This window comes from Streptomyces shenzhenensis (assembly GCF_021462265.1).
Classification (GTDB): Bacteria; Actinomycetota; Actinomycetes; order Streptomycetales; family Streptomycetaceae; genus Streptomyces; species Streptomyces shenzhenensis.
Genome location: NZ_JAJONF010000044.1, coordinates 26,325 through 47,874, shown reverse-complemented (window position 1 = coordinate 47,874; position 21,550 = coordinate 26,325). Strand labels below are relative to the sequence as shown.

Annotated in this window: 19 protein-coding genes and 1 pseudogene; 11 read left to right on the top strand and 9 right to left on the bottom strand. The window is 71.1% G+C overall.

The genetic code is table 11. The features are described from left to right. Positions 1 to 130 precede the first annotated feature (130 nt). From LQ326_RS37385 to LQ326_RS37370, 4 genes are all read left to right on the top strand, one after another. Positions 131 to 847: a spermine/spermidine synthase domain-containing protein gene (locus LQ326_RS37385; RefSeq protein ID WP_491074091.1), complete on the top strand. Its 717-nt coding sequence runs from the start codon at positions 131 to 133 to the stop codon at positions 845 to 847. Positions 848 to 957: 110 nt separating this feature from the next. Continuing rightward, a complete protein-coding gene (locus tag LQ326_RS37380) occupies positions 958 to 1,698 on the top strand; it encodes a response regulator transcription factor (RefSeq protein WP_181808117.1) in 741 nt (246 codons plus the stop codon). Next, complete coding sequence (locus LQ326_RS37375) at positions 1,695 to 2,807, top strand: HAMP domain-containing sensor histidine kinase (protein ID WP_234543519.1); 1,113 nt, start codon at positions 1,695 to 1,697, stop codon at positions 2,805 to 2,807. The genes LQ326_RS37380 and LQ326_RS37375 overlap by 4 nt, the downstream gene beginning before the upstream one ends. A gap of 325 nt (positions 2,808 to 3,132) precedes the next feature. Continuing rightward, positions 3,133 to 6,954 (top strand): multifunctional oxoglutarate decarboxylase/oxoglutarate dehydrogenase thiamine pyrophosphate-binding subunit/dihydrolipoyllysine-residue succinyltransferase subunit, encoded by a 3,822-nt coding sequence (locus LQ326_RS37370; protein ID WP_234543518.1) that lies wholly within the window; start codon positions 3,133 to 3,135, stop codon positions 6,952 to 6,954. 379 nt (positions 6,955 to 7,333) lie between these two features. Here LQ326_RS37370 and LQ326_RS48475 read toward each other — a convergent pair whose 3' ends face one another. The 4 genes and pseudogenes from LQ326_RS48475 to LQ326_RS37350 all read right to left on the bottom strand — a co-directional run bounded on the left by LQ326_RS48475 (position 7,334) and on the right by LQ326_RS37350 (position 10,512). Further along, positions 7,334 to 8,242, bottom strand: a complete 909-nt coding sequence (locus LQ326_RS48475; RefSeq protein WP_308402101.1) for an aKG-HExxH-type peptide beta-hydroxylase — start codon at positions 8,240 to 8,242, stop codon at positions 7,334 to 7,336. A 645-nt stretch (positions 8,243 to 8,887) separates the two neighbouring features. Next, positions 8,888 to 10,063, bottom strand: a pseudogene (locus tag LQ326_RS37360) (FxsB family cyclophane-forming radical SAM/SPASM peptide maturase); the annotation flags it as partial. Between the two features lie 49 nt (positions 10,064 to 10,112). Continuing rightward, positions 10,113 to 10,334, bottom strand: coding sequence for an FxSxx-COOH cyclophane-containing RiPP peptide (gene fxsA, locus LQ326_RS37355; RefSeq protein WP_234543517.1), 222 nt, complete (start codon positions 10,332 to 10,334; stop codon positions 10,113 to 10,115). 37 nt (positions 10,335 to 10,371) lie between these two features. Continuing rightward, entirely contained in the window at positions 10,372 to 10,512 is a 141-nt protein-coding gene (locus tag LQ326_RS37350; protein ID WP_234543516.1) for a hypothetical protein, read from the bottom strand. Between the two features lie 320 nt (positions 10,513 to 10,832). Here LQ326_RS37350 and LQ326_RS37345 point away from each other — a divergent pair, with 320 nt between their 5' ends. After that, complete coding sequence (locus LQ326_RS37345; protein WP_023586593.1) at positions 10,833 to 11,012, top strand: DUF6104 family protein; 180 nt, start codon at positions 10,833 to 10,835, stop codon at positions 11,010 to 11,012. Positions 11,013 to 11,045: 33 nt separating this feature from the next. Here LQ326_RS37345 and LQ326_RS37340 read toward each other — a convergent pair whose 3' ends face one another. Then, positions 11,046 to 11,285 (bottom strand): hypothetical protein, encoded by a 240-nt coding sequence (locus tag LQ326_RS37340; RefSeq protein ID WP_234543515.1) that lies wholly within the window; start codon positions 11,283 to 11,285, stop codon positions 11,046 to 11,048. Positions 11,286 to 11,524: 239 nt separating this feature from the next. Here LQ326_RS37340 and LQ326_RS37335 point away from each other — a divergent pair, with 239 nt between their 5' ends. Together LQ326_RS37335 and LQ326_RS37330 are read left to right on the top strand one after the other, a co-directional pair. Then, positions 11,525 to 12,496, top strand: coding sequence for a DUF4097 family beta strand repeat-containing protein (locus tag LQ326_RS37335; RefSeq protein WP_234543514.1), 972 nt, complete (start codon positions 11,525 to 11,527; stop codon positions 12,494 to 12,496). Position 12,497: 1 nt separating this feature from the next. Further along, entirely contained in the window at positions 12,498 to 13,589 is a 1,092-nt protein-coding gene (locus LQ326_RS37330) for a PadR family transcriptional regulator (protein ID WP_234543513.1), read from the top strand. A 53-nt stretch (positions 13,590 to 13,642) separates the two neighbouring features. On the opposite strand, the gene LQ326_RS37325 is transcribed toward LQ326_RS37330, so the two are convergent. Both LQ326_RS37325 and LQ326_RS37320 read right to left on the bottom strand, forming a co-directional pair. Further along, positions 13,643 to 14,608: a zinc-binding dehydrogenase gene (locus LQ326_RS37325; RefSeq protein WP_234543512.1), complete on the bottom strand. Its 966-nt coding sequence runs from the start codon at positions 14,606 to 14,608 to the stop codon at positions 13,643 to 13,645. A 322-nt stretch (positions 14,609 to 14,930) separates the two neighbouring features. After that, positions 14,931 to 16,163, bottom strand: coding sequence for an NAD(P)-dependent malic enzyme (locus tag LQ326_RS37320; protein WP_234543511.1), 1,233 nt, complete (start codon positions 16,161 to 16,163; stop codon positions 14,931 to 14,933). 583 nt (positions 16,164 to 16,746) lie between these two features. Here LQ326_RS37320 and LQ326_RS37315 point away from each other — a divergent pair. From LQ326_RS37315 to LQ326_RS37305, 3 genes are read left to right on the top strand one after another with little or no spacing between them, the layout of a single operon-like run. Continuing rightward, complete coding sequence (locus LQ326_RS37315) at positions 16,747 to 17,706, top strand: ABC transporter substrate-binding protein (protein ID WP_234543510.1); 960 nt, start codon at positions 16,747 to 16,749, stop codon at positions 17,704 to 17,706. Positions 17,707 to 17,736: 30 nt separating this feature from the next. Further along, positions 17,737 to 18,666 carry an amino acid ABC transporter permease gene (locus LQ326_RS37310; protein ID WP_181802903.1) on the top strand — a complete coding sequence of 310 codons (930 nt, stop codon included), beginning with the start codon at positions 17,737 to 17,739 and terminating at the stop codon, positions 18,664 to 18,666. Then, positions 18,663 to 19,463: an amino acid ABC transporter ATP-binding protein gene (locus tag LQ326_RS37305; RefSeq protein ID WP_308402099.1), complete on the top strand. Its 801-nt coding sequence runs from the start codon at positions 18,663 to 18,665 to the stop codon at positions 19,461 to 19,463. The genes LQ326_RS37310 and LQ326_RS37305 overlap by 4 nt, the downstream gene beginning before the upstream one ends. Before the next feature lie 78 nt (positions 19,464 to 19,541). Here the strand turns inward: LQ326_RS37305 and LQ326_RS37300 are convergent, their stop codons facing one another. After that, positions 19,542 to 20,321 (bottom strand): class I SAM-dependent methyltransferase, encoded by a 780-nt coding sequence (locus LQ326_RS37300; protein WP_234543509.1) that lies wholly within the window; start codon positions 20,319 to 20,321, stop codon positions 19,542 to 19,544. A 101-nt stretch (positions 20,322 to 20,422) separates the two neighbouring features. Between LQ326_RS37300 and LQ326_RS37295 the strand changes: the two genes are divergently transcribed. Then, positions 20,423 to 21,070: a CGNR zinc finger domain-containing protein gene (locus LQ326_RS37295; RefSeq protein ID WP_234543508.1), complete on the top strand. Its 648-nt coding sequence runs from the start codon at positions 20,423 to 20,425 to the stop codon at positions 21,068 to 21,070. Here the strand turns inward: LQ326_RS37295 and sodX are convergent. After that, on the bottom strand, positions 20,956 to 21,408 hold the full coding sequence (gene sodX / locus LQ326_RS37290) for a nickel-type superoxide dismutase maturation protease (RefSeq protein ID WP_234543547.1): 453 nt from the start codon (positions 21,406 to 21,408) through the stop codon (positions 20,956 to 20,958). The genes LQ326_RS37295 and sodX overlap by 115 nt on opposite strands. Positions 21,409 to 21,550: the final 142 nt, after the last annotated feature.

Genomic DNA, 21,550 nt, shown 5'->3' with positions numbered 1-21,550 from the left:
GGAGGAACCATAGGAGCCGCAGCCGGTCCCCCCTGGGCGCGAAGCGCCGGACGGACCCTCGAACGGGTGACACCCGTGCGGCTGCCCGGCACCCGTAATTCGCGTGGCGGCAAAGCGCTGTTGGGGAAAGATGGCGGTCATGACGAACCCGGTTCCCGCGCCCCCTCCGGCCGCCACCGCCGACAGCGCCCCCGTGGTCCTGGACCGGCGCGACGGACCGTACGGCGAGGTGGTGCTGCGCAGGCACGGTGAGCTTCTGCAGATCATCGCCAACGGGTGCTTCCTGATGGACACCTCCGACGGGCGTTCGGAACGGCTGCTCGTGGACGCCGCGTTCGAGGCGCTGGACGGGCGCAGCAAGCCCGCGGTGCTGATCGGCGGGCTGGGCGTCGGGTTCTCGCTCGCCCATGCCGCGCGGGGCCCCCGCTGGGGGCGGATCACGGTCGTGGAGCGGGAGCCGGCGGTCATCGACTGGCACCGGGGCGGCCCGCTCGCCATGCTTTCCGCGGACGCCTTCGCCGATCCGCGCACGACCGTCGTCGAGAGCGATCTCGTCGCCTACGTCAATGAGACATCCGACACGTTCGACGCGCTGTGCCTGGACATCGACAACGGCCCTGACTGGACCGTCGACAAGGGCAACGAGGGGCTCTACTCACAGGCCGGACTCGCGGGCTGCGCAAGGGTGTTGAGGCCGGGCGGGGTACTGGCCGTCTGGTCGGCGCAGCCCTCTGCGGAATTCGAGGGATCCTTGTGGAATGCCGGGTTCCAGCGGGTGCGTACCGAAGAGGTCCCGGTTGCCCGGGGCGTTCCGGACGTCGTGCACCTTGCCGTCCGCCCTGGATAGCGAGTGCGCCTCCTGTCCCCGTAATGTGCATCCCTGACGCAGGTCATTCAAGCGTCAATCGCAGTCATGGGATCACCCCACTGGTTCCGGAAAGCACACAGGGGCGGGCGATGGAGCAGACACACACCTCCCACAACGGCACGGCGACGGCCACTCCTGGCGCCCAGCGCCGGGTTCTGGTCGTCGAGGACGACCCCACGATCGTCGACGCCATCGCGGTCCGCCTGCGCGCCGAGGGGTTCCTCGTGCAAACAGCGGGCGACGGCCCGGCCGCAGTCGACACCGCCGAGGCCTGGCAGCCCGACCTGCTGATCCTCGACATCATGCTGCCCGGCTTCGACGGTCTGGAGGTCTGCCGGCGCGTGCAGGCGGCCCGGCCGGTGCCGGTGCTGATGCTCACCGCGCGGGACGACGAGACCGACATGCTGGTCGGCCTCGGGGTCGGCGCCGACGACTACATGACCAAGCCGTTCTCCATGCGGGAGCTGGCGGCGCGCGTGCACGTGCTGCTGCGGCGGGTGGAGCGGGCGGCCGTCGCGGCCTCCACGCCCCGCTCCGGCATCCTGCGCCTGGGCGAACTGGAGATCGACCACGCGCAGCGCCGGGTCCGGGTGCGCAGCGAGGACGTCCACCTCACCCCCACCGAGTTCGACCTCCTGGTGTGCCTGGCGAACACCCCGCGCGCGGTGCTCTCCCGTGAGCAGCTGCTCGCCGAGGTGTGGGACTGGGCGGACGCCTCCGGCACCCGCACGGTCGACAGCCACATCAAGGCGCTGCGCCGGAAGATCGGCGCCGAGCGGATCCGCACCGTGCACGGTGTGGGCTACGCGCTGGAGACCCCGACGCCATGAGCGGCGGGCCGGCCGGACCGACGGGATCTCCCGGGGAGGACCCCTGGGGCGCCGTACGCCCGTTCTCGATCAAGACCAAGCTCGGCGCGCTGGTCGTCGTCGCGGTCCTGATCACCACCGGTCTGTCGATCGTCGCGGTGCACACCAAGACGGAGCTGCGCTTCATCACGGTCTTCTCGATGATCGCCACACTGCTCATCACCCAGTTCGTGGCGCATTCGCTCACCGCGCCGCTGGACGACATGAACGCGGTGGCCAGGTCGATATCGCAGGGCGACTACACGCGCCGGGTGCGCGAGAACCGCCGGGACGAGCTGGGCGACCTGGCCGAGACGATCAATGTCATGGCCGACGAGCTGGAGGCCCAGGACCGCCAGCGCAAGGAGCTGGTGGCGAACGTCTCGCACGAGCTGCGCACGCCCATCGCGGGGCTGCGGGCCGTCCTGGAGAACGTCGTCGACGGGTTCGCCGAGCCGGACACCGAGACGATGCGCACGGCGCTGAAGCAGACCGAGCGCCTCGGACGCCTGGTCGAGACCCTCCTCGACCTGTCCCGGCTCGACAACGGCGTCGTCCCCCTCAGGCAGCGCCGCTTCGAGGTGTGGCCGTACCTCTCGGGCGTGCTGAAGGAGGCCAACATGGTCGCCGGGGCGCGTGCGAGCATGGCCTCGGGCTCCGGGAACCACACCCGTACCGACGTCCATCTGCACCTGGACGTCTCCCCGCCGGAGCTGACCGCGCACGCCGACCCGGAGCGCATCCACCAGGTGGTGGCGAACCTCATCGACAACGCGGTCAAGCACAGCCCGGCGCACGGCCGGGTGACCGTGAAGGCGCGGCGCGGGCCGCAGCCGGAGTCGCTGGAGCTGGAGGTCCTGGACGAGGGCCCCGGCATTCCGCGCTCGGAGTGGCATCGCGTCTTCGAGCGCTTCAACCGGGGGGCCGTACGGCGGCCGCACGGTCCGGGCAGCGACGGCGGCACGGGACTGGGGCTGGCGATCGCCCGGTGGGCGGTGGATCTGCACGGCGGCCGGATCGGTGTGGCCGAATCCGAGCGGGGCTGCAGGATTATCGTCACTCTTCCGGGGCTTTCATCTTCGCCACGTTGACGTAAAGTTCGACCGGAGCCTCAAGATCCATCTGTGGTCGGCACGGCCGTCCGAGCAGCCGGACACGTGTGATCGGGTGCGGCCCCCTCGCAGGTCGCGCCGGGCGCCGGAGCGAGGTGGCCACCGGGACGGCGGAGCCATGTCTGGTGCAGTCCAATCGCAGCGCAACCACGCTTGTTTCCCGCCATATCAAGCCCTGAAACCCGGTTTTTGATGTGACTTACACGACGATGGACCTGCCCGACCTGACCTTCACGGTCTTGGAGGCGTAGCCTTTATTCCCGCTGTCCATCACCTTGTGAAGCGGAAGAGGGCGGTTGCCGCCGTGTCGCCACAGTCCCCCAGTAATTCGAGTATCTCGACCGACGCAGACCAAGCGGGCAAGAACCCCGCGGCCGCGTTCGGACCGAACGAGTGGCTCGTCGACGAGATCTATCAGCAGTACCTCCAGGACCCGAACTCGGTAGACCGTGCCTGGTGGGACTTCTTCGCCGACTACAAGCCGGGAGCGCCCGCCGCCTCGGCTCCGGCGGGTACCGCGGCCGCGGGGGCCGCGGGCACCACCTCCACGGCACCCACACCTGCCCAGCCGGCGGCTCCGGCGCCCGCCGCGGCCGCTCCCGCCGCCCAGGCGCCCGCGGCGCCGGCTCCGGCCGCGCCCGCCGCTCCCAAGGCCGCAGCACCCGCGCCCGCGCAGCCCGCGCCCGCCGCCGCTCCGGCCCCGGCCGCCGCGAAGCCGGCCGCCGCCGCGAAGGCCGCGCCCGCCGCCGCGGCCCCGGAGGGTCCCGAGCTGATCACGCTGCGTGGTCCCGCCGCGGCCGTCGCGAAGAACATGAACGCCTCGCTGGAGCTGCCGACGGCCACCTCGGTCCGCGCGGTCCCGGTGAAGCTGCTGTTCGACAACCGGATCGTCATCAACAACCACCTGAAGCGCGCCCGGGGCGGGAAGATCTCCTTCACGCACCTGATCGGCTTCGCGATGGTCCAGGCCATCAAGGCGATGCCGTCGATGAACTGGTCGTTCGGCCAGAAGGACGGCAAGCCGACCCTGGTCAAGCCGGCCCACGTCAACCTGGGCCTCGCCATCGACCTGGTGAAGCCCAACGGCGACCGCCAGCTCGTCGTCGCGGCCATCAAGAAGGCCGAGACGCTGAACTTCTTCGAGTTCTGGCAGGCCTACGAGGACATCGTCCGCCGCGCCCGCGACAACAAGCTGACGATGGACGACTTCACCGGCGTCACGGTCTCCCTGACCAACCCCGGCGGCCTCGGCACCGTCCACTCGGTCCCGCGCCTGATGCCCGGCCAGTCGGTCATCATGGGCGTCGGCTCCATGGACTACCCGGCGGAGTTCCAGGGCACCAGCCAGGACACCCTGAACAAGCTCGGCATCTCGAAGGTCATGACACTCACGTCGACCTACGACCACCGGGTGATCCAGGGCGCCGCCTCCGGCGAGTTCCTGCGCTCCGTCGCGAACCTGCTCCTCGGCGAGAACGGCTTCTACGACGACATCTTCGAGGCCCTGCGCATCCCCTACGAGCCGGTCCGCTGGCTGCGGGACATCGACGCCTCGCACGACGACGACGTCACCAAGGCCGCCCGGGTCTTCGAGCTGATCCACTCCTACCGGGTCCGCGGCCACGTCATGGCCGACACCGACCCGCTGGAGTACAAGCAGCGCAAGCACCCCGACCTGGACATCACCGAGCACGGCCTCACCCTGTGGGACCTGGAGCGCGACTTCGCCGTCGGCGGCTTCGCCGGCAAGTCGATGATGAAGCTGCGCGACATCCTCGGCGTGCTGCGCGACTCGTACTGCCGCACCACCGGCATCGAGTTCATGCACATCCAGGACCCCAAGCAGCGCAAGTGGATCCAGGACCGCGTGGAGCGCCCGCACTCCAAGATGGAGCGCGAGGAGCAGCTGCGGATCCTGCGCCGCCTGAACGCGGCGGAGGCCTTCGAGACCTTCCTGCAGACGAAGTACGTCGGCCAGAAGCGCTTCTCCCTGGAGGGCGGCGAGTCCGTCATCCCGCTGCTCGACGCGGTCCTGGACTCGGCCGCCGAGTCCCGCCTCGACGAGGTCGTCATCGGCATGGCCCACCGCGGCCGCCTCAACGTCCTCGCGAACATCGTCGGCAAGTCGTACGCGCAGATCTTCCGCGAGTTCGAGGGCAACCTCGACCCGAAGTCGATGCACGGCTCCGGCGACGTGAAGTACCACCTGGGCGCCGAGGGCACCTTCACCGGCCTGGACGGCGAGCAGATCAAGGTCTCGCTGGCCGCGAACCCGTCCCACCTGGAGACGGTCGACCCGGTCATCGAGGGCATCGCCCGCGCCAAGCAGGACATCATCAACAAGGGCGGCACGGACTTCACGGTGCTGCCGGTCGCGCTGCACGGCGACGCGGCCTTCGCGGGCCAGGGCGTGGTGGCCGAGACCCTGAACATGTCGCAGCTGCGCGGCTACCGCACCGGCGGCACGGTCCACATCGTCATCAACAACCAGGTCGGCTTCACCGCGGCTCCCGAGTCCTCGCGCTCCTCGATGTACGCGACCGACGTGGCCCGCATGATCGAGGCCCCGATCTTCCACGTGAACGGCGACGACCCCGAGGCGGTCGTGCGGGTCGCACGCCTGGCCTTCGAGTTCCGCCAGGCGTTCAACAAGGACGTGGTGATCGACCTCATCTGCTACCGCCGCCGCGGTCACAACGAGTCGGACAACCCGGCCTTCACCCAGCCGCTGATGTACGACCTGATCGACAAGAAGCGCTCGGTGCGCAAGCTCTACACCGAGTCCCTGATCGGTCGCGGCGACATCACCCTGGAAGAGGCCGAGCAGGCCCTGCAGGACTACCAGGGCCAGCTGGAGAAGGTCTTCACGGAGGTCCGCGAGGCCACCGCGCAGCCGGCCGCCGCGCCCGCCCACGAGCCGCAGGACGGCTTCCCGGTGGCGGTCCCGACGGCCATCTCCACGGAGGCCGTCAAGCGCATCGCCGAGTCCCAGGTCAACATCCCGGACTACTTCACCGTCCACCCGCGTCTGCTGCCGCAGCTGCAGCGCCGGGCGGCGATGATCGAGGACGGCACGATCGACTGGGGCATGGGCGAGACCCTGGCCATCGGCTCGCTGCTGATGGAGGGCACCCCGGTGCGGCTGTCCGGCCAGGACTCGCAGCGCGGCACCTTCGGCCAGCGCCACGCGGTCCTGATCGACCGGGAGACGGGCGCGGACTACACCCCGCTCCTCTACCTGTCCGAGGACCAGGCCCGCTACAACGTCTACAACTCGCTGCTCTCCGAATACGCGGTGATGGGCTTCGAGTACGGCTACTCGCTGGCCCGTCCGGACGCGCTGGTGATGTGGGAGGCGCAGTTCGGTGACTTCACCAACGGCGCCCAGTCGGTCATCGACGAGTACATCTCGGCCGCCGAGCAGAAGTGGGGCCAGACCTCCGGCGTCACCCTGCTCCTCCCGCACGGCTACGAGGGCCAGGGCCCGGACCACTCCTCGGCCCGCATCGAGCGCTTCCTGCAGCTGTGCGCCCAGAACAACATGACGGTCGCGATGCCGACCAGCCCCTCGAACTACTTCCACCTCCTGCGGTGGCAGGTGCACAACCCGCACCACAAGCCGCTGGTCGTCTTCACCCCGAAGTCGATGCTGCGCCTGAAGGCGGCGGCCTCGAAGGCGGAGGAGTTCACGAGCGGGCAGTTCCGCCCCGTCATCGGCGACGCGTCGGTCGACCCGGCCGCGGTCCGCAAGGTCGTCTTCTGCACCGGCAAGGTCTACTACGACCTGGAGAACGAGCGGCAGAAGCGCGGCGTCACGGACACCGCGATCATCCGTCTCGAGCGCCTGTACCCGCTGCCGGGCGCGGAGCTCCAGGCGGAGGTCAACAAGTACCCGAACGCCGAGAAGTACCTGTGGGTCCAGGAGGAGCCGGCGAACCAGGGTGCCTGGCCGTTCATCGCCCTCAACCTGATCGACCACCTGGACCTGGCGGTCGGCGCGGACATCCCGGCCGGCGAACGTCTGCGCCGTATCTCCCGCCCGCACTCCTCGTCCCCGGCGGTGGGTTCGGCCAAGCGCCACCAGGCCGAGCAGGAGCAGCTGGTGCGCGAGGTGTTCGACGCGTAGGCCTCGACCGGCACGGCGAAGGGCCCGGTCCCCGTTACGGGGGCCGGGCCCTTCGCCGTCCGCTGCGCCGTGGCCGACGGCTGCGGACCGGATGAGGATCCGCCCTCGGCGAGCGTGACTGGGGGCCCCACCCGTCGGCGAGCGTGATCACGCCCCGCGCATCGGCGAGCATGACCGCGCGTCTCGCCCATCTGCGAGCATGCCCGCCCGCCCCACCCACCGGCGAGCGGGGCTGCGCGCCCGCGCCACGCCGCCCAGCCCAGGCCCTGTCCCTCCGGCGTGGCCGATGGTGACGGCCTGGCGCGCGGCACCGCGCGCCGTCGGCCCGACCGGCGTACGGGCCACGGACATACGGTGACGGCCGGCGGCCGCCGCCTCGTCAACCTCGCGGGTGCCCTGCCGCGGGCCCGTGCCGTCGGTTCCACAGGTCTCGCACCGCCGTCACGTGCGCCTGTGCGCGCGCCGTGTGTCCCCGCGGCGCGGGATACTCGGCCATGCGCTCGTGCGTGGCGACGAGTTGGTCCACGAACCGGCGCCCCCGCTCGGTGAGATCGGGAGAATCCACCAGCCCGGGCAGCGCCGCCGCCACCTGGGCGCGGTAGCGCGCGTGCCGCGACCAGGCCGCCTCACGGTGCGCCGGGCGCTCGGCGCGCAGCGCGCACCGCTGGAAGAAGTCGGCCAGCGCGAGATGCGAGTACACGCCCTGCAGCAGGCCGTCGTACGGCCGTGGATCCGGGCGCCAGGGCGCGAAGTGGCGTTGCTGCGGCCCGGCTCGGTGCAGCACCAGCAGATCGCCGAGTGCGGAGAGTTTCGTGTGCTGGAGCTCGTGCACGAGGGTCGTGGCGAACGTGGCCGGAGTGGGTGGCCTGCTGCTGAGCAGCGCTCCGAAGGCCTCCCGACGGGTCCCGCTGCAACTGCCGGTCTCCCGGGCGTCCGGGCCGGGCCGGGGCGGGTCGGCGAGCGGGACCAGGCAGCGCAGCAGCGCGACGGCTTCGGCCACGCGGTGCTCGCCGCCCAGGCGCAGCACGTCGGCGGTCCCCGCCCAGGCCCGCGCCCACCGTTTCCGGTCCGACTCGTCGAGCACGGCCGGGCCGCTCAGTTCGTGGTGCCGGGGGCCGCCGTGCGCGCCGCGGTAGGGATCCAGGTCGTCCAGCGGGATGGGCGGGCCCCCGGGCAGCAGGCCGGGCAGGGCGTGTGCGGGCCTCCAGACGGGCGCCGCGGACCAGGCGCCGATGCCCTCCTCCACCTGGACCGTGACGTCCACCGCGTGCTTCTGGCGCAGCGTCATCCGGCCGTCCGCGCAGACGACGTCGACGGGGACGTCGCCCGGCTCTGCCGTGTGCAGCGCCCCGAGCGAAGGCAGCGTGAGCACGCCGTCCCAGGCGGTCAGCCGTACCGCGAAGGAGAGACCGGCGCGGGCGGCGGCCGCGGCGGCGAGCGCGCCGAGGTGGGCGAGGTCGCGTCCGAGTTCGCGGACGTGCCGCTCGGCCGGTCCGCCGGCCTGCGGTCGCAGTCCGCGCAGGCACTGGCGGACCCAGGGGCCGACGAGGGGGTGGAGGAGACGGGCCCGCGCGGGGGTCGTCGCGTAGGGCGGCGACGGGGTACCGCCGTCCCCGGCCGAGACGGCCCGGTCGGCGTCCTCCAGCAGGTGCCAGTCCTCCCGCATCCGCTCGCGAGCGCCGGCCGGAAGCACCGCGCCGTCCTCGACCGCGTCGAGCAGGACGCGCAGCATGAGCAGCCGCCGGGTGTCCTGATCGCGTACCAGAAGTGCCAGGGTGTCCGGGTCGCCTTCGGTACGGCCCAGTGCGGCCAGCGACCGGTCCGAGAGCACGGGAGACACCATGGTCAGGGCCCTTTCGTCTTCTTTCTCGGACACGGAGGCGGACGCGGAGGCAGACGCGGACGCGGAGGCAGACGCTGCCCGGGCGGTCACGGGGGCCGCCCGCGTCGCCCCGGTGAGGCGATCGCGCACATGCCGGATGAAGCGCTGCAGGTCCGCGCAGTAAACGGAGGGATTCGCGAAGCCGTGCCCGGCTCGGTAGCGGTGGGCGTAGTGGCCGCCACCGCAGACGTCGAGCAGCGCGCACGCCCGGCACTGTGCCGAGAGCGCCGCCGCGCCGGCCTGCCGAGCAGCCACCCCGGGGTGCCGCAACGCGTCGTCGAAACCGTGCCGGAACACGTCCAGGCCGGTCGCGGCGGCGCCTTCGTACGCGGACTTCAGCGAGTCGACCTGCTCGATGGAGCCGTCCGTCTCCACGACGACCGCGTCGAACGGGGCGAGCCCCAGCGACTCGGTGGCGGCCGGCAGGCCCAGCAGCAGCGCGATGCACTCCTCGAACAGCCGGACCCGCACCCGCCGCCGGCCGGACCGCCACCAGCGGTCGAAGACCGAGCAGAGCCAGTCGCCGTACCGGGTGGCCTCCAGGCGGGGCGGCGGGGCGGACCAGTTGCCGTGCGGCAGCAGCAGGTCGAGGGCCGGCGGGCGCAGGGCGAGCAGGGACTCGTACGTCTCCACCGGATCGAGGGCCGGGTCGACGACCGTGAGGACTCCCGCGTACGCGGCCGGGAACCGGTCGGCGACCAGCCGTGCGCCGCGCGCGGCGGCGGGCCAGGAGGGGCGTCCCGCATGGTCGACGCGGCGGGCGTTGTGCGCGGCCAGTCCGCCGTCCAGGCTGATGCCGACCCGTATGCCGTGCCGGGCCAGGGCGGTCATCCGGTCCTCGGTGAGGAGCGTGGCGTTGGTCTGGACGGTGGTGTGGACCGTGCATCCGGCGGGAACGAGGTCGCGTACGAGAGCGGTGAAACGGACCAGCGTGTCGACCCCCGCCAGCAGGGGTTCACCACCGTGCAGGACGAGCGAGACCGCCGTCAGCGCGTGGCCGCGGGCGTGCTCGGCGATCCGGTCGGCCGTGCGGTCGAGCACCGCGGCCGGGGCCGCCGCGGGGCGCGCGCGCCAGGTGTGGTCGGGGCCCTCGTACAGGTAGCAGTAGCGACAGGCCAGATTGCAGCGACCGTGCACCTTGACGATGAACTGCCGGAACGGCGAGGGCGGCCCGGTGCCGCCCTGCCCGCTCCCGGCACCAGGACCGGCCGCGGTCTCCGCGGACACGTCGGTCACCCCCCCCACGGCGTCAACACTTGTACGGTCGTCACGCCGCCTAGAAAGCGTTGTTGAACCCCCACAGCATCTCGGTCGGCCGTACCGCCCGTTCCCGGAGCTCCGCGAGCACCTCCCGCAGCACGGGATGGTCCACCTCTTTCAGCTGCGCCAGGTCCAGCTCCAGCAGGTCCGGCAGCGGCTCCACCGCCCCGGCCGCCCTGGCCGGCTCGGCCGTGTCGCCCGGCTCGGCCTCCGGCAAGGACTGCTCCCGTGCGTCCACCCCAGTCTCCCCTCGAATCGTGGCGCTGCTCAGTTGCTCAGTCCCGCTCCGGCTCCGCCAGGCGCCGCGCCGTCTGCCGCGCGGTGGGCTTCCCCGTGCCGACCCTGTCGTCGGGCAGCACGCACCACCGCGTCCGGGCGGACCGGTGGGCCTCGCGGGCGGCCGCCTCGTAGGACATACCCCGCCAGTGGCATCCCTGCGCACCCGTTCCACGGCTTCCTGGCACAGGAGGGCCGCCCCGGCGGGCCGCCCGAAGCTCAGGTACCCCCCGGACCTCCCGGCGTCCTGTTCCATCCCCGTCCCCTCGTTCCCCCGCTCACCCGAGCCCGTGTGCTCCCCACGCCGTACCGTTCGTGGATTCCCGTCCGCGGAGAAGGAGTCCTTCCCCCCGGGGGGCCGTGGCCTACCCTGCACCGGCGGCGCACCTTTGTCATCGGCCTAGTCTGGTAGACGTCCGGCACCGGGCACCCACACAGGCAGGCAGCAGGAGAGCGACCCATGTATTTCACCGACCGAGGCATCGAGGAACTGGAGAAGCGGCGCGGCGAGGAAGAGGTCACCTTCGAGTGGCTCGCGGAGCAGCTCCGTACGTTCGTCGACCTGAACCCCGACTTCGAGGTCCCGGTGGAGCGCCTGGCGACTTGGCTGGCCCGGCTGGACGACGAGGACGAGGAGTAGGAAGCCCCTGCCAGGTCGGGGGCCGGTGACTGGTCAGTCCCGGGGCAGCACCGTCTCGTACGACAGCTCCAGCGCCCCGTGCGCCATGAGCACCGCCCCCACCACGGTCCATCCCACGCTGCGCCGCCGCACCCCCCAGGCGGCGGCCGGCACCCCCACCGCCATTTCGGCCAGGGCCAGCCGGCGGGCCCTCGGCATGCCTTCATCGCCCGGCCGCGTCAGCGCACCGGCCCCTGCGGGCCGGGACACGGCCCTGTGTGCATCCGTCGACATGGACACACGGTAAGCACTTCATCCACTCACCGCGCGATATGCGGCTTTCTCGAACCCGTCTCCGGAACCCGCCGCGGGGTCGACTCGCACCCGATCGGCCACCCGCAAGGGTGTCTTGACTTCCCACGCCCACGATATATCGTGTTTTACGGGAGACGCGATATGGCGCGAGCCGTGCGATCGCGTTCCGTTCGTCCGCCGCGCCCAGCCGTCGTGTCCGGCCCGAGGAGGTCCGCACCATGTCCAAGTCCGAGTGGTCCGTCGCCGAGCCCAGGAAGCTCGACGTCGACACCCCCGTGAGCGACCTGCACGTCCGCATCGTCAACGGAACAGTCAACGTCGTGGGCACCGACGAGGGTTCCACCCGCCTGGAGGTCTCCGAGATCGAGGGCCCGCCCCTGATCGTCACGCACGAGGGCGGCACCCTCACGGTGGCCTACGAGGATCTGCCCTGGAAGGGCTTCCTCAAGTGGCTCGACCGCAAGGGCTGGCGGCGCAGCGCGGTGGTCTCGCTCGCCGTCCCGGCGGACACCCGCGTGGAGGTGGGTGTGGTCGGCGCGGCGGCCGTCGTCTCCGGGATCAGCGGTACGTCGGTGGTCAAGGGCGTCACCGGCGACACCACCCTGGTGGGCCTCTCCGGCGAGGTCCGCGCGGACACGGTGTCCGGAAACCTGGAGGCCCAGGCCGTCACCGGCAATCTGCGGTTCAACTCCGTCTCCGGCGACCTGACCGTCGTCGAGGGCTCGGGCCCCGCCGTGCGCGCCGACTCGGTCAGCGGCTCCATGATCGTCGACCTGGATCCGGACGGCCCGACCGACGTCCGGCTGACCAGCGTCTCCGGTGAGATCGCCATCCGCCTGCCACACCCGGCCGACGCCGAGGTCGAGGCCAACACCGCGAGCGGCACGATCTCCAACGCCTTCGACGGACTGCGGGTGCACGGCCAGTGGGGCGCCCACAAGATCACCGGCCGACTCGGCGCGGGCACCGGCAAGCTCCGCGCCACCACGGTGTCCGGCTCCATCGCCCTGCTGCGCCGCCCGCCCAAGGAGGACGACGACGAGCGGACGGCCTGGACGGCTGAGCCGCCCACGGGACCGGCACAGCCGGCCGCTCCCTCGGCACCCGCCACCGACCCCGGCCCCACGCCCCCGACCGACAGCACAACCGGCGGCACAACCGGCGGCACGACCGACAAGAAGGTGCTCTGAGATGCCTCCCGTCTTCGCCCACGGCCGCCTCCGCCTCTACCTCCTCAAGCTGCTGGACGAGGCCCCGCGCCACGGATACGAGGTGATCCGCCTGCTGGAAGAGCGCTTCCAGGGCCTGTACGCCCCGTCGGCGGGCACCGTCTACCCCCGCCTCGCCAAGCTGGAGGCCGAGGGCCTGGTCACCCACACCACCGAGGGCGGCCGCAAGGTCTACGCCATCACGGACGCCGGCCGGGCCGAACTCGCCGACCGCAGCGGCGAGTTGGCGGACCTGGAGCTGGAGATCCGCGAATCGGTCGCCGAACTGGCCGCCGAGATAAGGGCCGACGTGCGCGGCGCGGCCGGTGATCTGCGCCGCGAGGTGCGAGCGGCCGCCTCCGAGGCCCGGCACGGCGCCGGGAAGGAGACCGGGGAGTCCGGCGACCTCGGCGACAAGGAGTCGTGGCGGGCCGCCAAGGAGGAGATGCGCCGGGTCAAGCAGGAGTGGAAGGAGCAGGCCCGCCGCGCCAAGGACGAGAGCCGCCGGGCCCGTGACGAGGCCCAGCGGGCCCGTCGGCAGGCCCAGGAGGCCCAGACCCGGGCACGCGCCCAGGCCCAGGAGGAGATGCAGCGCATCGCCCGCCGGGTACAGGAGCACGTCCAGGACCACTTCTCGCGCGGCGACTGGCCGACGGGCGTCCGCGAGGGCCTCGCCGAACTCGCCAAGGAGTTCGGCGAGTTCGGAAAGGAGTACGGGAAGGACCACGGAAAGGAGTACGGCGGGGACTTCGGCTCCGGCGCCCGCCCCGAGCCGGATTCCCGAACCGGCCCGGACCTGCGCAAGCCTGCACCCGCACCGACACCGGCCCCGGAGTACTCGGGGACCCCGGAGGACTTCCCGGCGCAGTACGTCCCCGCGTGGGCGCACGGCGAGCAGACCGGCACCGGCGACCCGGCCCGCGACCTCGACCGGCTCCTGGACCGTTTCCGCGACGACCTGCGCGACGCGGCCCGCGACCACGGAGTCACCGCGGACCAGCTCCGCGAGGCCCGCCATCACCTGTCGGCGGCGGCGGCCCGCATCGGAGCGCTGCTGCGCGCCCCCAAACCCTGAGGAACGGCCGTATGGGTGCGGGCCCCGCGCCGCCCCACCCGGCCGGCCGTCCGTCAGGAATTGGTCAGCACGATCTTCCCGAACTGGTCGCCGGCCTCCAGCCGCTCGAAGCCCTCGCGGGCGCGGTCGAGGGGAAGCAGCTCGTCGATGACGGGACGTACGCCGGTGGCGGCGCAGAACGCGAGCAGGTCCTCCAGTTCGTCCTTGGTGCCCATGGTCGAGCCCACGACCTTCAGCTCGAGGAAGAAGATCCGGGTCAGCTCGGCGTGCGGGGGACGGTCGCCGCTGGTGGCACCGGAGATCACGATGGTGCCCCCGGGGCGCAGTGATTTCACCGAGTGGGACCAGGTGGCGGCGCCGACGGTCTCGATGACCGCGTCCACGCGCTGCGGCAGCCGGGCCCCCGGCGCCACGGCTTCGACGGCGCCCAGTTCCAGGGCCCGCTTGCGCCTCGCCTCGTCGCGGCTGGTGGCGAAGACCCGCAGCCCGGCGGCCTTGCCGAGGACGATCGCGGCCGTGGCGACACCGCCGCCCGCGCCCTGCACGAGGACCGAGTCGCCGGGGCGGACGCCGGCGTTGGTGAAGAGCATCCGGTAGGCCGTCAGCCAGGCGGTCGGCAGACAGGCGGCCTCGGCGAACGACAGTTCCCTGGGCTTGGGCAGGATGTTCCAGGTGGGCACGGCGACCTGCTCGGCGAAGGTGCCCTGGTAGCGCTCGGTGAGGATGGACCGGGGCTCGTCCGGCCCGACCCCGTGACCGCTCTGCCCGATCACGGAGTGCAGGACGACCTCGTTGCCGTCCTCGTCGACACCGGCGGCGTCACAACCGAGGATCATCGGCAGCCGGTCCTCGGGGAGACCGACGCCGCGCAGGGACCAGAGGTCGTGATGGTTGAGGGAGGCGGCCCGCACCTCGACGGTACTCCAGCCGGGCCGGGCCAGGGGCGCGGGGCGCTCCCCCAACTCAAGGCCGGAGAGCGGCTGGTCGCGGTCGATTCGGGCGGCGTAGACGGCGAACATAAGGCCGACGATAGGTTCCCGGAGCCGGGCACGAAACCGGGGGCCGCTGTGACACATCCCCTCTTGCGCACAGAACCTCGCACAGGACGCCCGCACAAGCGCCCCCGTAAGGGGCCGCGAGGCTGTGACATTTGCGGCTCCGCCGCGTGGGCGCGCTCAGCCCCCACCGACCGGCACCCGCAGACGGTCCTCTGCACCCCGATCGCGGGGGCCTGGGGCGGCAGCCCCCAGTACAACGGCTACCTATGCAGCCGCCCGAACGGGTGGGCGGGCGGGAAAGGAAATGGCCCCGCCCGAAAGGACGGGGCCATTCAGCGCAACGTCAGCGACGAGCAACCCCTTCGGCCCGCGCGGCAGCGGCCACTGCCGCGGTCACCGCAGGCGCCACCCGCTCGTCGAACGGAGACGGAATGACATAGTCGGCGGCGAGATCATCGCCGACGACCGACGCCAGCGCCTCCGCCGCCGCGATCTTCATGCCCTCCGTGATCCGGGAGGCCCGCACCTGGAGCGCGCCCGCGAAGATCCCCGGGAACGCCAGCACGTTGTTGATCTGGTTCGGGAAGTCCGACCGCCCGGTCGCCACGACGGCCGCGTACTTGCGGGCGACGTCGGGGTGCACCTCCGGGTTCGGGTTGGCCATGGCGAACACGAACGCGCCCTCGGCCATCGAGGCGACGGCCTCCTCGGGGACCGTACCGCCGGAGACGCCGATGAAGACGTCGGCGCCGGCCAGGGCGTCCTTCAGGGAGCCCTTGATCCCGGCCTTGTTGGTGAACCCGGCGACCTCGCGCTTGACCGCGGTGAGGTCGTCGCGGTCGGCCGAGATGACGCCCTTGCGGTCGGCGAGGGCGACGTCCCCGATCCCCGCCTCGACCAGCATCTTCGCGATGGCGACCCCGGCCGCGCCGGCGCCCGAGATCACCGCCCGCAGCTGCCCGATCTCCCGTCGGCTGAGCCGCGCCGCGTTCCGCAGCGCGGCCAGCGTCACGACGGCCGTGCCGTGCTGGTCGTCGTGGAAGACCGGGATGTCGACCCGCTCCTGGAGCCTGCGCTCGATCTCGAAGCACCGCGGTGCCGAGATGTCCTCCAGGTTGATCCCGCCGAAGGACGGGGCGAGCCGGACGACGGTGTCCACGATCTCGTCGACGTCGGTGCAGGCCAGGGCGAGGGGGACCGCGTCCACGCCGCCGAACTGCTTGAAGAGGATCGCCTTGCCCTCCATCACGGGGAGGGAGGCCTCGGGACCGATGTCCCCGAGGCCGAGCACGGCCGTACCGTCGGTGACGACGGCCACGACGGACGACTTCCAGGTGTAGTCGTTGACCAGCTCGGGCTGTTCCGCGATCGCGGTGCACACGCGCGCGACTCCGGGCGTGTACGCGAGGGAAAGGTCGTCCTTGTCACGGAGCGGCACGGTGGCCTGCACGGCCATCTTGCCGCCGCGGTGCAGCGCGAACACCGGATCGAAGGAATCGAGGGGCTCGGCCCCGCCGTCCTGGTCCGTAGTGCCCGACGCGCTGTCGCTGCGAGGATTGACGATCTCCGCTGCCACTTGTCTTACCCCTTAGGTATGCATGGTTTGAGGGTCGGCCACTCCCGGTGAGGGAGTGGGCGGGCACCGCGCAGGGCCCGATCACTGATACGTACGAGTGGCACGTACGAGCGCCTGCGCGACGGGCGCGCCGCACACGCGCCCTGAGCCCCGGATGAGGGGTGTAAAGAACCTTCTTACCGGACGGACAGCGCTCCCGACGAGTCGAATAGGCGCAAGGTCACATCACGGATGTCGTAGGTAACCGACAGATGAGCGGCCAGGTGACCGGCGGAAGGCCCCCGGGTAGGGCGTGGAATGAACCGGCGGTGAACCGAAGATCTTACGGCCAGAAGGTCGGATTCCCGCAGATGTGCGGGGCGGCAGGTCGAGGAAGGACCGGCCTGACGCGTCTCGGGGGTCACCCGTTATCCGATTTTGACATGGTCGCAGGTCTGTTTGGGCCAATCCCAATGGCAGGATGCCGTAAACCCACGAGGTCGCGACACCCGAAGGTGTGTGTTTCCGTCGACCCATCGGCACATCGGCATATCAGACGCATCGGTATATCGGCTTGTCCTACCCACCGCCGGAGGAACCCACCATGACCGCAAGCTCCACCCGTCGTACCACCGTCGCGCGCAACAGGACCGCCGCGTTCGGTGCGATCGCGGTCGCAGGCGCTTTGATCCTCACCGGCTGCGGCGACCAGACGGACAAGGGCAGCGACAGCGGCTCGTCCTCGTCGTCCTCGGCTCCGCTGGCGAGCAAGCTGCCCGCCGACATCCGCAAGGCCGGTGTGATCAAGGTGGGCTCGGACATCGCCTACCCGCCGGTCGAGTACATGCAGAGCGGCAAGGCCGTGGGTGTCGACCCGGACATCGCGGACGCGCTCGGCAAGCAGCTGGGCGTCCGGTTCGACTTCCAGAACGGCAAGTTCGACCAGCTCATCGTGGGCCTGCAGGCCAACCGCTTCAACGTGATCATGTCGGCGATGAACGACACCAAGGACCGCCAGAACGGCATCGACTCCGACACCGGCAAGAAGGTCGGCAACGGCGTCGACTTCGTCGACTACTTCACCGCCGGCACCTCGATCCTCGTCCAGAAGGGCAACCCGAAGGGCATCAAGTCCCTGGACGACCTGTGCGGCAAGGTCGTGGCCCTGCAGAAGGGCACCACCTCCGAGGGCATCGCCAAGGCGCAGAGCCAGAAGTGCACGAAGGACGGCAACAAGGCCATCGACCTCCAGACCTTCGACACCGACCCCGAGGCGCTGCTCCGTCTGAAGCAGGGCGCCTCCGTGGCCGACCTGAACGACTTCCCGGTGGCCGCCTACAACGCCAAGACCTCCGGCGGCGGCAAGGACTTCGAGGTCGTCGGCGAGCAGATCGAGGCCGGCCCGTACGGCATCGCGGTCAGCAAGGAGAACACCCAGCTGCGCGACGCGATCCAGGCCGCCATGGCCGCCATCGTCAAGAACGGCGACTACCAGAAGATCCTGGAGAAGTGGAACGTCACGCAGGGCGCGGTGACCGAGGCGAAGATCAACGGCGGCTCCTGAGCACCCGGGCACGACTGAAGGGCCGTCACTGTGACTGACACGGTCGACAAGACTCCGGCGCCGTCCGTGCCGCCGGAGCAGATCAAGGCCATCCCGGTGCGCCACTACGGGCGCTGGGTGTCCGGCGTCGTGGTCGTCGCCCTGGTGGTGCTGATCGGGATCGCCTTCTCCAACGCGAAGATCAACTACAGCGTCATCCCCGACTACCTCTTCGACCAGGGCATCGTCTCCGGCGCCTGGACCACGCTCTACATCTCTGTGCTTGCCATGGTGCTCGGCGTCGCCCTCGGCGTGGTCCTGGCCGTGATGAGGCTGTCGTCGAACCCGGTCACCAGCACGGTGTCCTGGTTCTACATCTGGTTCTTCCGCGGCACCCCGGTCCTGGTGCAGCTGCTGCTCTGGTACAACATCGCGCTCGTCTTCCCCATCCTGAACCTGGGGTTCTACAAGGACGAGATGAACCAGGTGATGACGCCGGTCCTCACGGCCCTGCTGGGGCTCGGCCTGAACGAGGCCGCGTACATGTCGGAGATCGTCCGGGCCGGCATCCAGTCGGTCGACGAGGGCCAGACGGAGGCCTCGCACGCGCTGGGCATGACCCAGGGCCAGACGCTGCGCCGGGTGATCCTCCCGCAGGCCATGCGGGTCATCATCCCGCCGACCGGCAACGAGTTCATCAACATGCTGAAGACCTCGTCGCTGGCCTACGCGGTCCAGCTTCCCGAGCTGATCAAGAAGGCCACGGACATCTCCAGCACCTCGCTGGCCGTCGTCGAGATGTACTTCGTCGCCTGCATCTGGTACCTGTTCCTGACCACGATCTTCAGCATCGTCCAGTACTACATCGAGCGCCGTTACGCCCGCGGCTCCTCGCGCAACCTCCCGCCCACCCCGCTGCAGCGGCTGCGGAAGAACCTGGGCCAGTGGGGTTCGTTCCGTCGCCCGGAGGTGGCCCGATGAGCGGTCTCGCGAAGGACATCACCCCGCCGAGCAGCGGCGCCCCGATGGTCAGGGCCGAGGGCGTGCACAAGTCGTTCGGTCTCGCGCACATCCTCAAGGGCATCGACCTGGAGGTGCTGCCGCGCGAGGTGTTCTGCCTGATCGGCCCGTCCGGTTCCGGCAAGTCCACGTTCCTGCGGTGCATCAACCACCTGGAGAAGATCAGCGCCGGCCGGCTGTACGTCGACGGCCGCCTGGTCGGCTACCGCCAGCAGGGCGACAAGCTCTACGAGCTGAAGGAGAAGGAGGTCGCGGCGCAGCGGCGGGACATCGGCATGGTGTTCCAGCGCTTCAACCTCTTCCCGCACATGACGGCCCTGGAGAACGTCATGGAGGCGCCGGTCCAGGTCAAGCGCGAGTCCAAGGCGGTGGCCCGGGAGCGGGCGCAGCGCCTGCTGGACCGGGTCGGCCTCGGCGACCGCACCGGCCACTTCCCGGCGCAGCTCTCCGGCGGCCAGCAGCAGCGCGTCGCGATCGCCCGCGCGCTGGCCATGCAGCCGAAGCTGATGCTCTTCGACGAGCCGACCTCCGCGCTCGACCCGGAGCTGGTCGGCGAGGTCCTGGACGTGATGCGGGACCTGGCCGAGGACGGCATGACGATGATCGTCGTCACGCACGAGATGGGCTTCGCCCGCGAGGTGGGCGACAGCCTGGTCTTCATGGACGACGGCGTGGTCGTCGAGTCCGGCCACCCGCGCGACGTCCTGACCAACCCCCAGCACGACCGGACGAAGTCGTTCCTGTCGAAGGTGCTGTAGCCGTACGGCACGAAGGGGCGGTACGAGTCTGCTCGTACCGCCCCTTCGCCGTCCGCCGCCGCCCCTGTGGCGCTTCGCTCACTTGACGGCCAGCAGCAGGGTGTCCGACGGCGAGCACCACACCGGCCGCGCCTCCCCGAACCCCTGCTCGCGCAGCACACGCGCGTGCCAGGCGGGCGAGGGCATGTCTCCCTCGGCGTGCTCGCCGTAGATCTCGAAGCGGCGGGCCGTCGGCCCGGCGAGCACCGGGTCCTGGGCCGCCAGCCGCCACCACTCGGCCCAGTCCAGCGCCCCCGCCGCCTTGGCCTGATCCATGCGGCGATGCCGCTGCGCGCGTTCCGCGGCGTTGATCCGGGGCGTGCTGTCGTCGATCATGTGGTCCGCGTTCATGAAGACACCGCCGTCGCGGACGAGTCCCGCGACCTGACCGTAGAGGGCCGCGAGAGGTTCGCTGTGCAGCCAGTGCAGGGCCGTCGCGGTCAGGACCGCGTCGTACGAGTCGTACGGCAGCCGCGCCGCCCACTGAGGGTCCTTGAGGTCGGCGGTGACGAGCGTGACCCGCTCGTCGCCCGCGAAGGTGCCCTCGGCGATGGCGAGGAGGGCCGGGTCGAGGTCGACCCCGGTGCTCACCGCGGCCGGGAAGCGGGCGAGCAGCCGGGCGGTGACGGTGCCGGTGCCGCACGCGAGGTCGAGGACGCGGGGGGCGGCGCCGACCAGCGCCTCCACCATGTCGAGCATGATCCGGAACCGTTCCTCGCGGTCCGGCATGTACCACTCCTGCTGCCGGTCCCAGCTCTTCTGCCAGGCACCCCAGTCGACGCCGTTCGTGGATGTCGTGGTCATCGGCGTGTCCGTCATCGGCAACCCTCCACCGCGCAAGTCCCGTAATACCCTGGAAGCACGACCAGCTGTTACCCGACCGCACGACCGACCATAGAGCGCCCGCGTAAGGACTACAAGTGGAACTGGCCTATTACTCGGATTACGCCGTCCGGCTCGTCAACAGCGAGGAACCGGGCCGGGGCAAGGACTCCTTGACCTCGGTGGAGGCCGTCCGTGATCTCTTCGGCGGCAACCAGCAGGCCGCCCGGCGCGCCACCGAAGCCGACCTCACACGCTTCCGCTCGGTCCGGGCCCGGCTGCGCGCGGTCTTCGAGGCGGCCGACAAGGGCGAGGAGACCCTCGCGGTGGACCTGCTGAACTCGCTCCTCCTGGAGTTCCCGGTCAGCCCGCAGATCTCCGGACACGACTTCCGGGACGAGGACGGCCGTCCGCTGTGGCACATGCACCTGGCCGACCACCCGTCCAACGCCACCGCCGGCTACACGGCGATCGCGGCGATGGGCCTGGCCTTCCACCTCACCGAGTACGGCGTCGACCGCCTCGGCCTGTGCGAGGCGGCGCCGTGCCGCAACGTCTACCTCGACACCTCGACCAACCGCTCCCGGCGCTACTGCTCGGACCGCTGCGCGACCCGCGCCAACGTGGCCGCCTACCGGGCGCGCAAGCGCCTGGAGGCGGAACGCCCCGGCCGGCCCGACCGGTCGGCCAGCACCGGCCTGGCGGCCGCGAGCGCCCAGCGCACCAGCGCCAGCGGCGAACGCTGATCCGCCCGGCGCGGCCGCCAGCGGAACAGGGCCCGGCCGAGGATGAGGTCCTCCGGCACGGTCCCGTAGTCCGTGCTGTCCCCGCCCGCGTACGCGTTGTCCCCGAGCACCCACCAGCCGCCCTCGCGCAGCTCCACGGCCCGCTTGACGACCAGCAGGTCCTGCTGGAAGGGGTGACGCAGGACGACGACGTCACCGGCCCGTACCCGGGCCCCGTACCGCACCAGGAGCTGGTCCCCCTGGTACAGCGTGGGCACCATGGACGGGCCGGTCACCTCGGCCAGTCCGAAGAGCACGGCGCCCCTCCCCCGCTCGGTCTCCTGCGACAGCTCCGGCATCGCCGGCACCTCCCCGGTCCGTTCCTCCACCAGTCTCAGTCTGACCCTGGACTTTTGTCCTAAGCCCATGGGGGCACTCGCGAAATCAGGCTTCCCAGGGAGTAATGTCCCACCTGAGAAGACGATCACGAGGAAGGAATGC

Bases quoted from the DNA above. Each gene is read 5' to 3' on its own strand.
- LQ326_RS37305 (WP_308402099.1), top strand. From the start codon at position 18,663: ATGAGCGGTCTCGCGAAGGACATCACCCCGCCGAGCAGCGGCGCCCCG.
- LQ326_RS37330 (WP_234543513.1), top strand. From the start codon at position 12,498: ATGCCTCCCGTCTTCGCCCACGGCCGCCTCCGCCTCTACCTCCTCAAG.
- LQ326_RS37300 (WP_234543509.1), bottom strand. From the start codon at position 20,321: ATGACGGACACGCCGATGACCACGACATCCACGAACGGCGTCGACTGG.
- LQ326_RS37340 (WP_234543515.1), bottom strand. From the start codon at position 11,285: ATGTCGACGGATGCACACAGGGCCGTGTCCCGGCCCGCAGGGGCCGGT.
- LQ326_RS37380 (WP_181808117.1), top strand. From the start codon at position 958: ATGGAGCAGACACACACCTCCCACAACGGCACGGCGACGGCCACTCCT.
- LQ326_RS37315 (WP_234543510.1), top strand. From the start codon at position 16,747: ATGACCGCAAGCTCCACCCGTCGTACCACCGTCGCGCGCAACAGGACC.
- LQ326_RS37335 (WP_234543514.1), top strand. From the start codon at position 11,525: ATGTCCAAGTCCGAGTGGTCCGTCGCCGAGCCCAGGAAGCTCGACGTC.
- LQ326_RS48475 (WP_308402101.1), bottom strand. From the start codon at position 8,242: ATGACGCTGCGCCAGAAGCACGCGGTGGACGTCACGGTCCAGGTGGAG.
- LQ326_RS37345 (WP_023586593.1), top strand. From the start codon at position 10,833: ATGTATTTCACCGACCGAGGCATCGAGGAACTGGAGAAGCGGCGCGGC.
- LQ326_RS37375 (WP_234543519.1), top strand. From the start codon at position 1,695: ATGAGCGGCGGGCCGGCCGGACCGACGGGATCTCCCGGGGAGGACCCC.
- LQ326_RS37385 (WP_491074091.1), top strand. From the start codon at position 131: ATGGCGGTCATGACGAACCCGGTTCCCGCGCCCCCTCCGGCCGCCACC.
- LQ326_RS37325 (WP_234543512.1), bottom strand. From the start codon at position 14,608: ATGTTCGCCGTCTACGCCGCCCGAATCGACCGCGACCAGCCGCTCTCC.
- LQ326_RS37350 (WP_234543516.1), bottom strand. From the start codon at position 10,512: ATGTCCTACGAGGCGGCCGCCCGCGAGGCCCACCGGTCCGCCCGGACG.
- sodX (WP_234543547.1), bottom strand. From the start codon at position 21,408: ATGCCGGAGCTGTCGCAGGAGACCGAGCGGGGGAGGGGCGCCGTGCTC.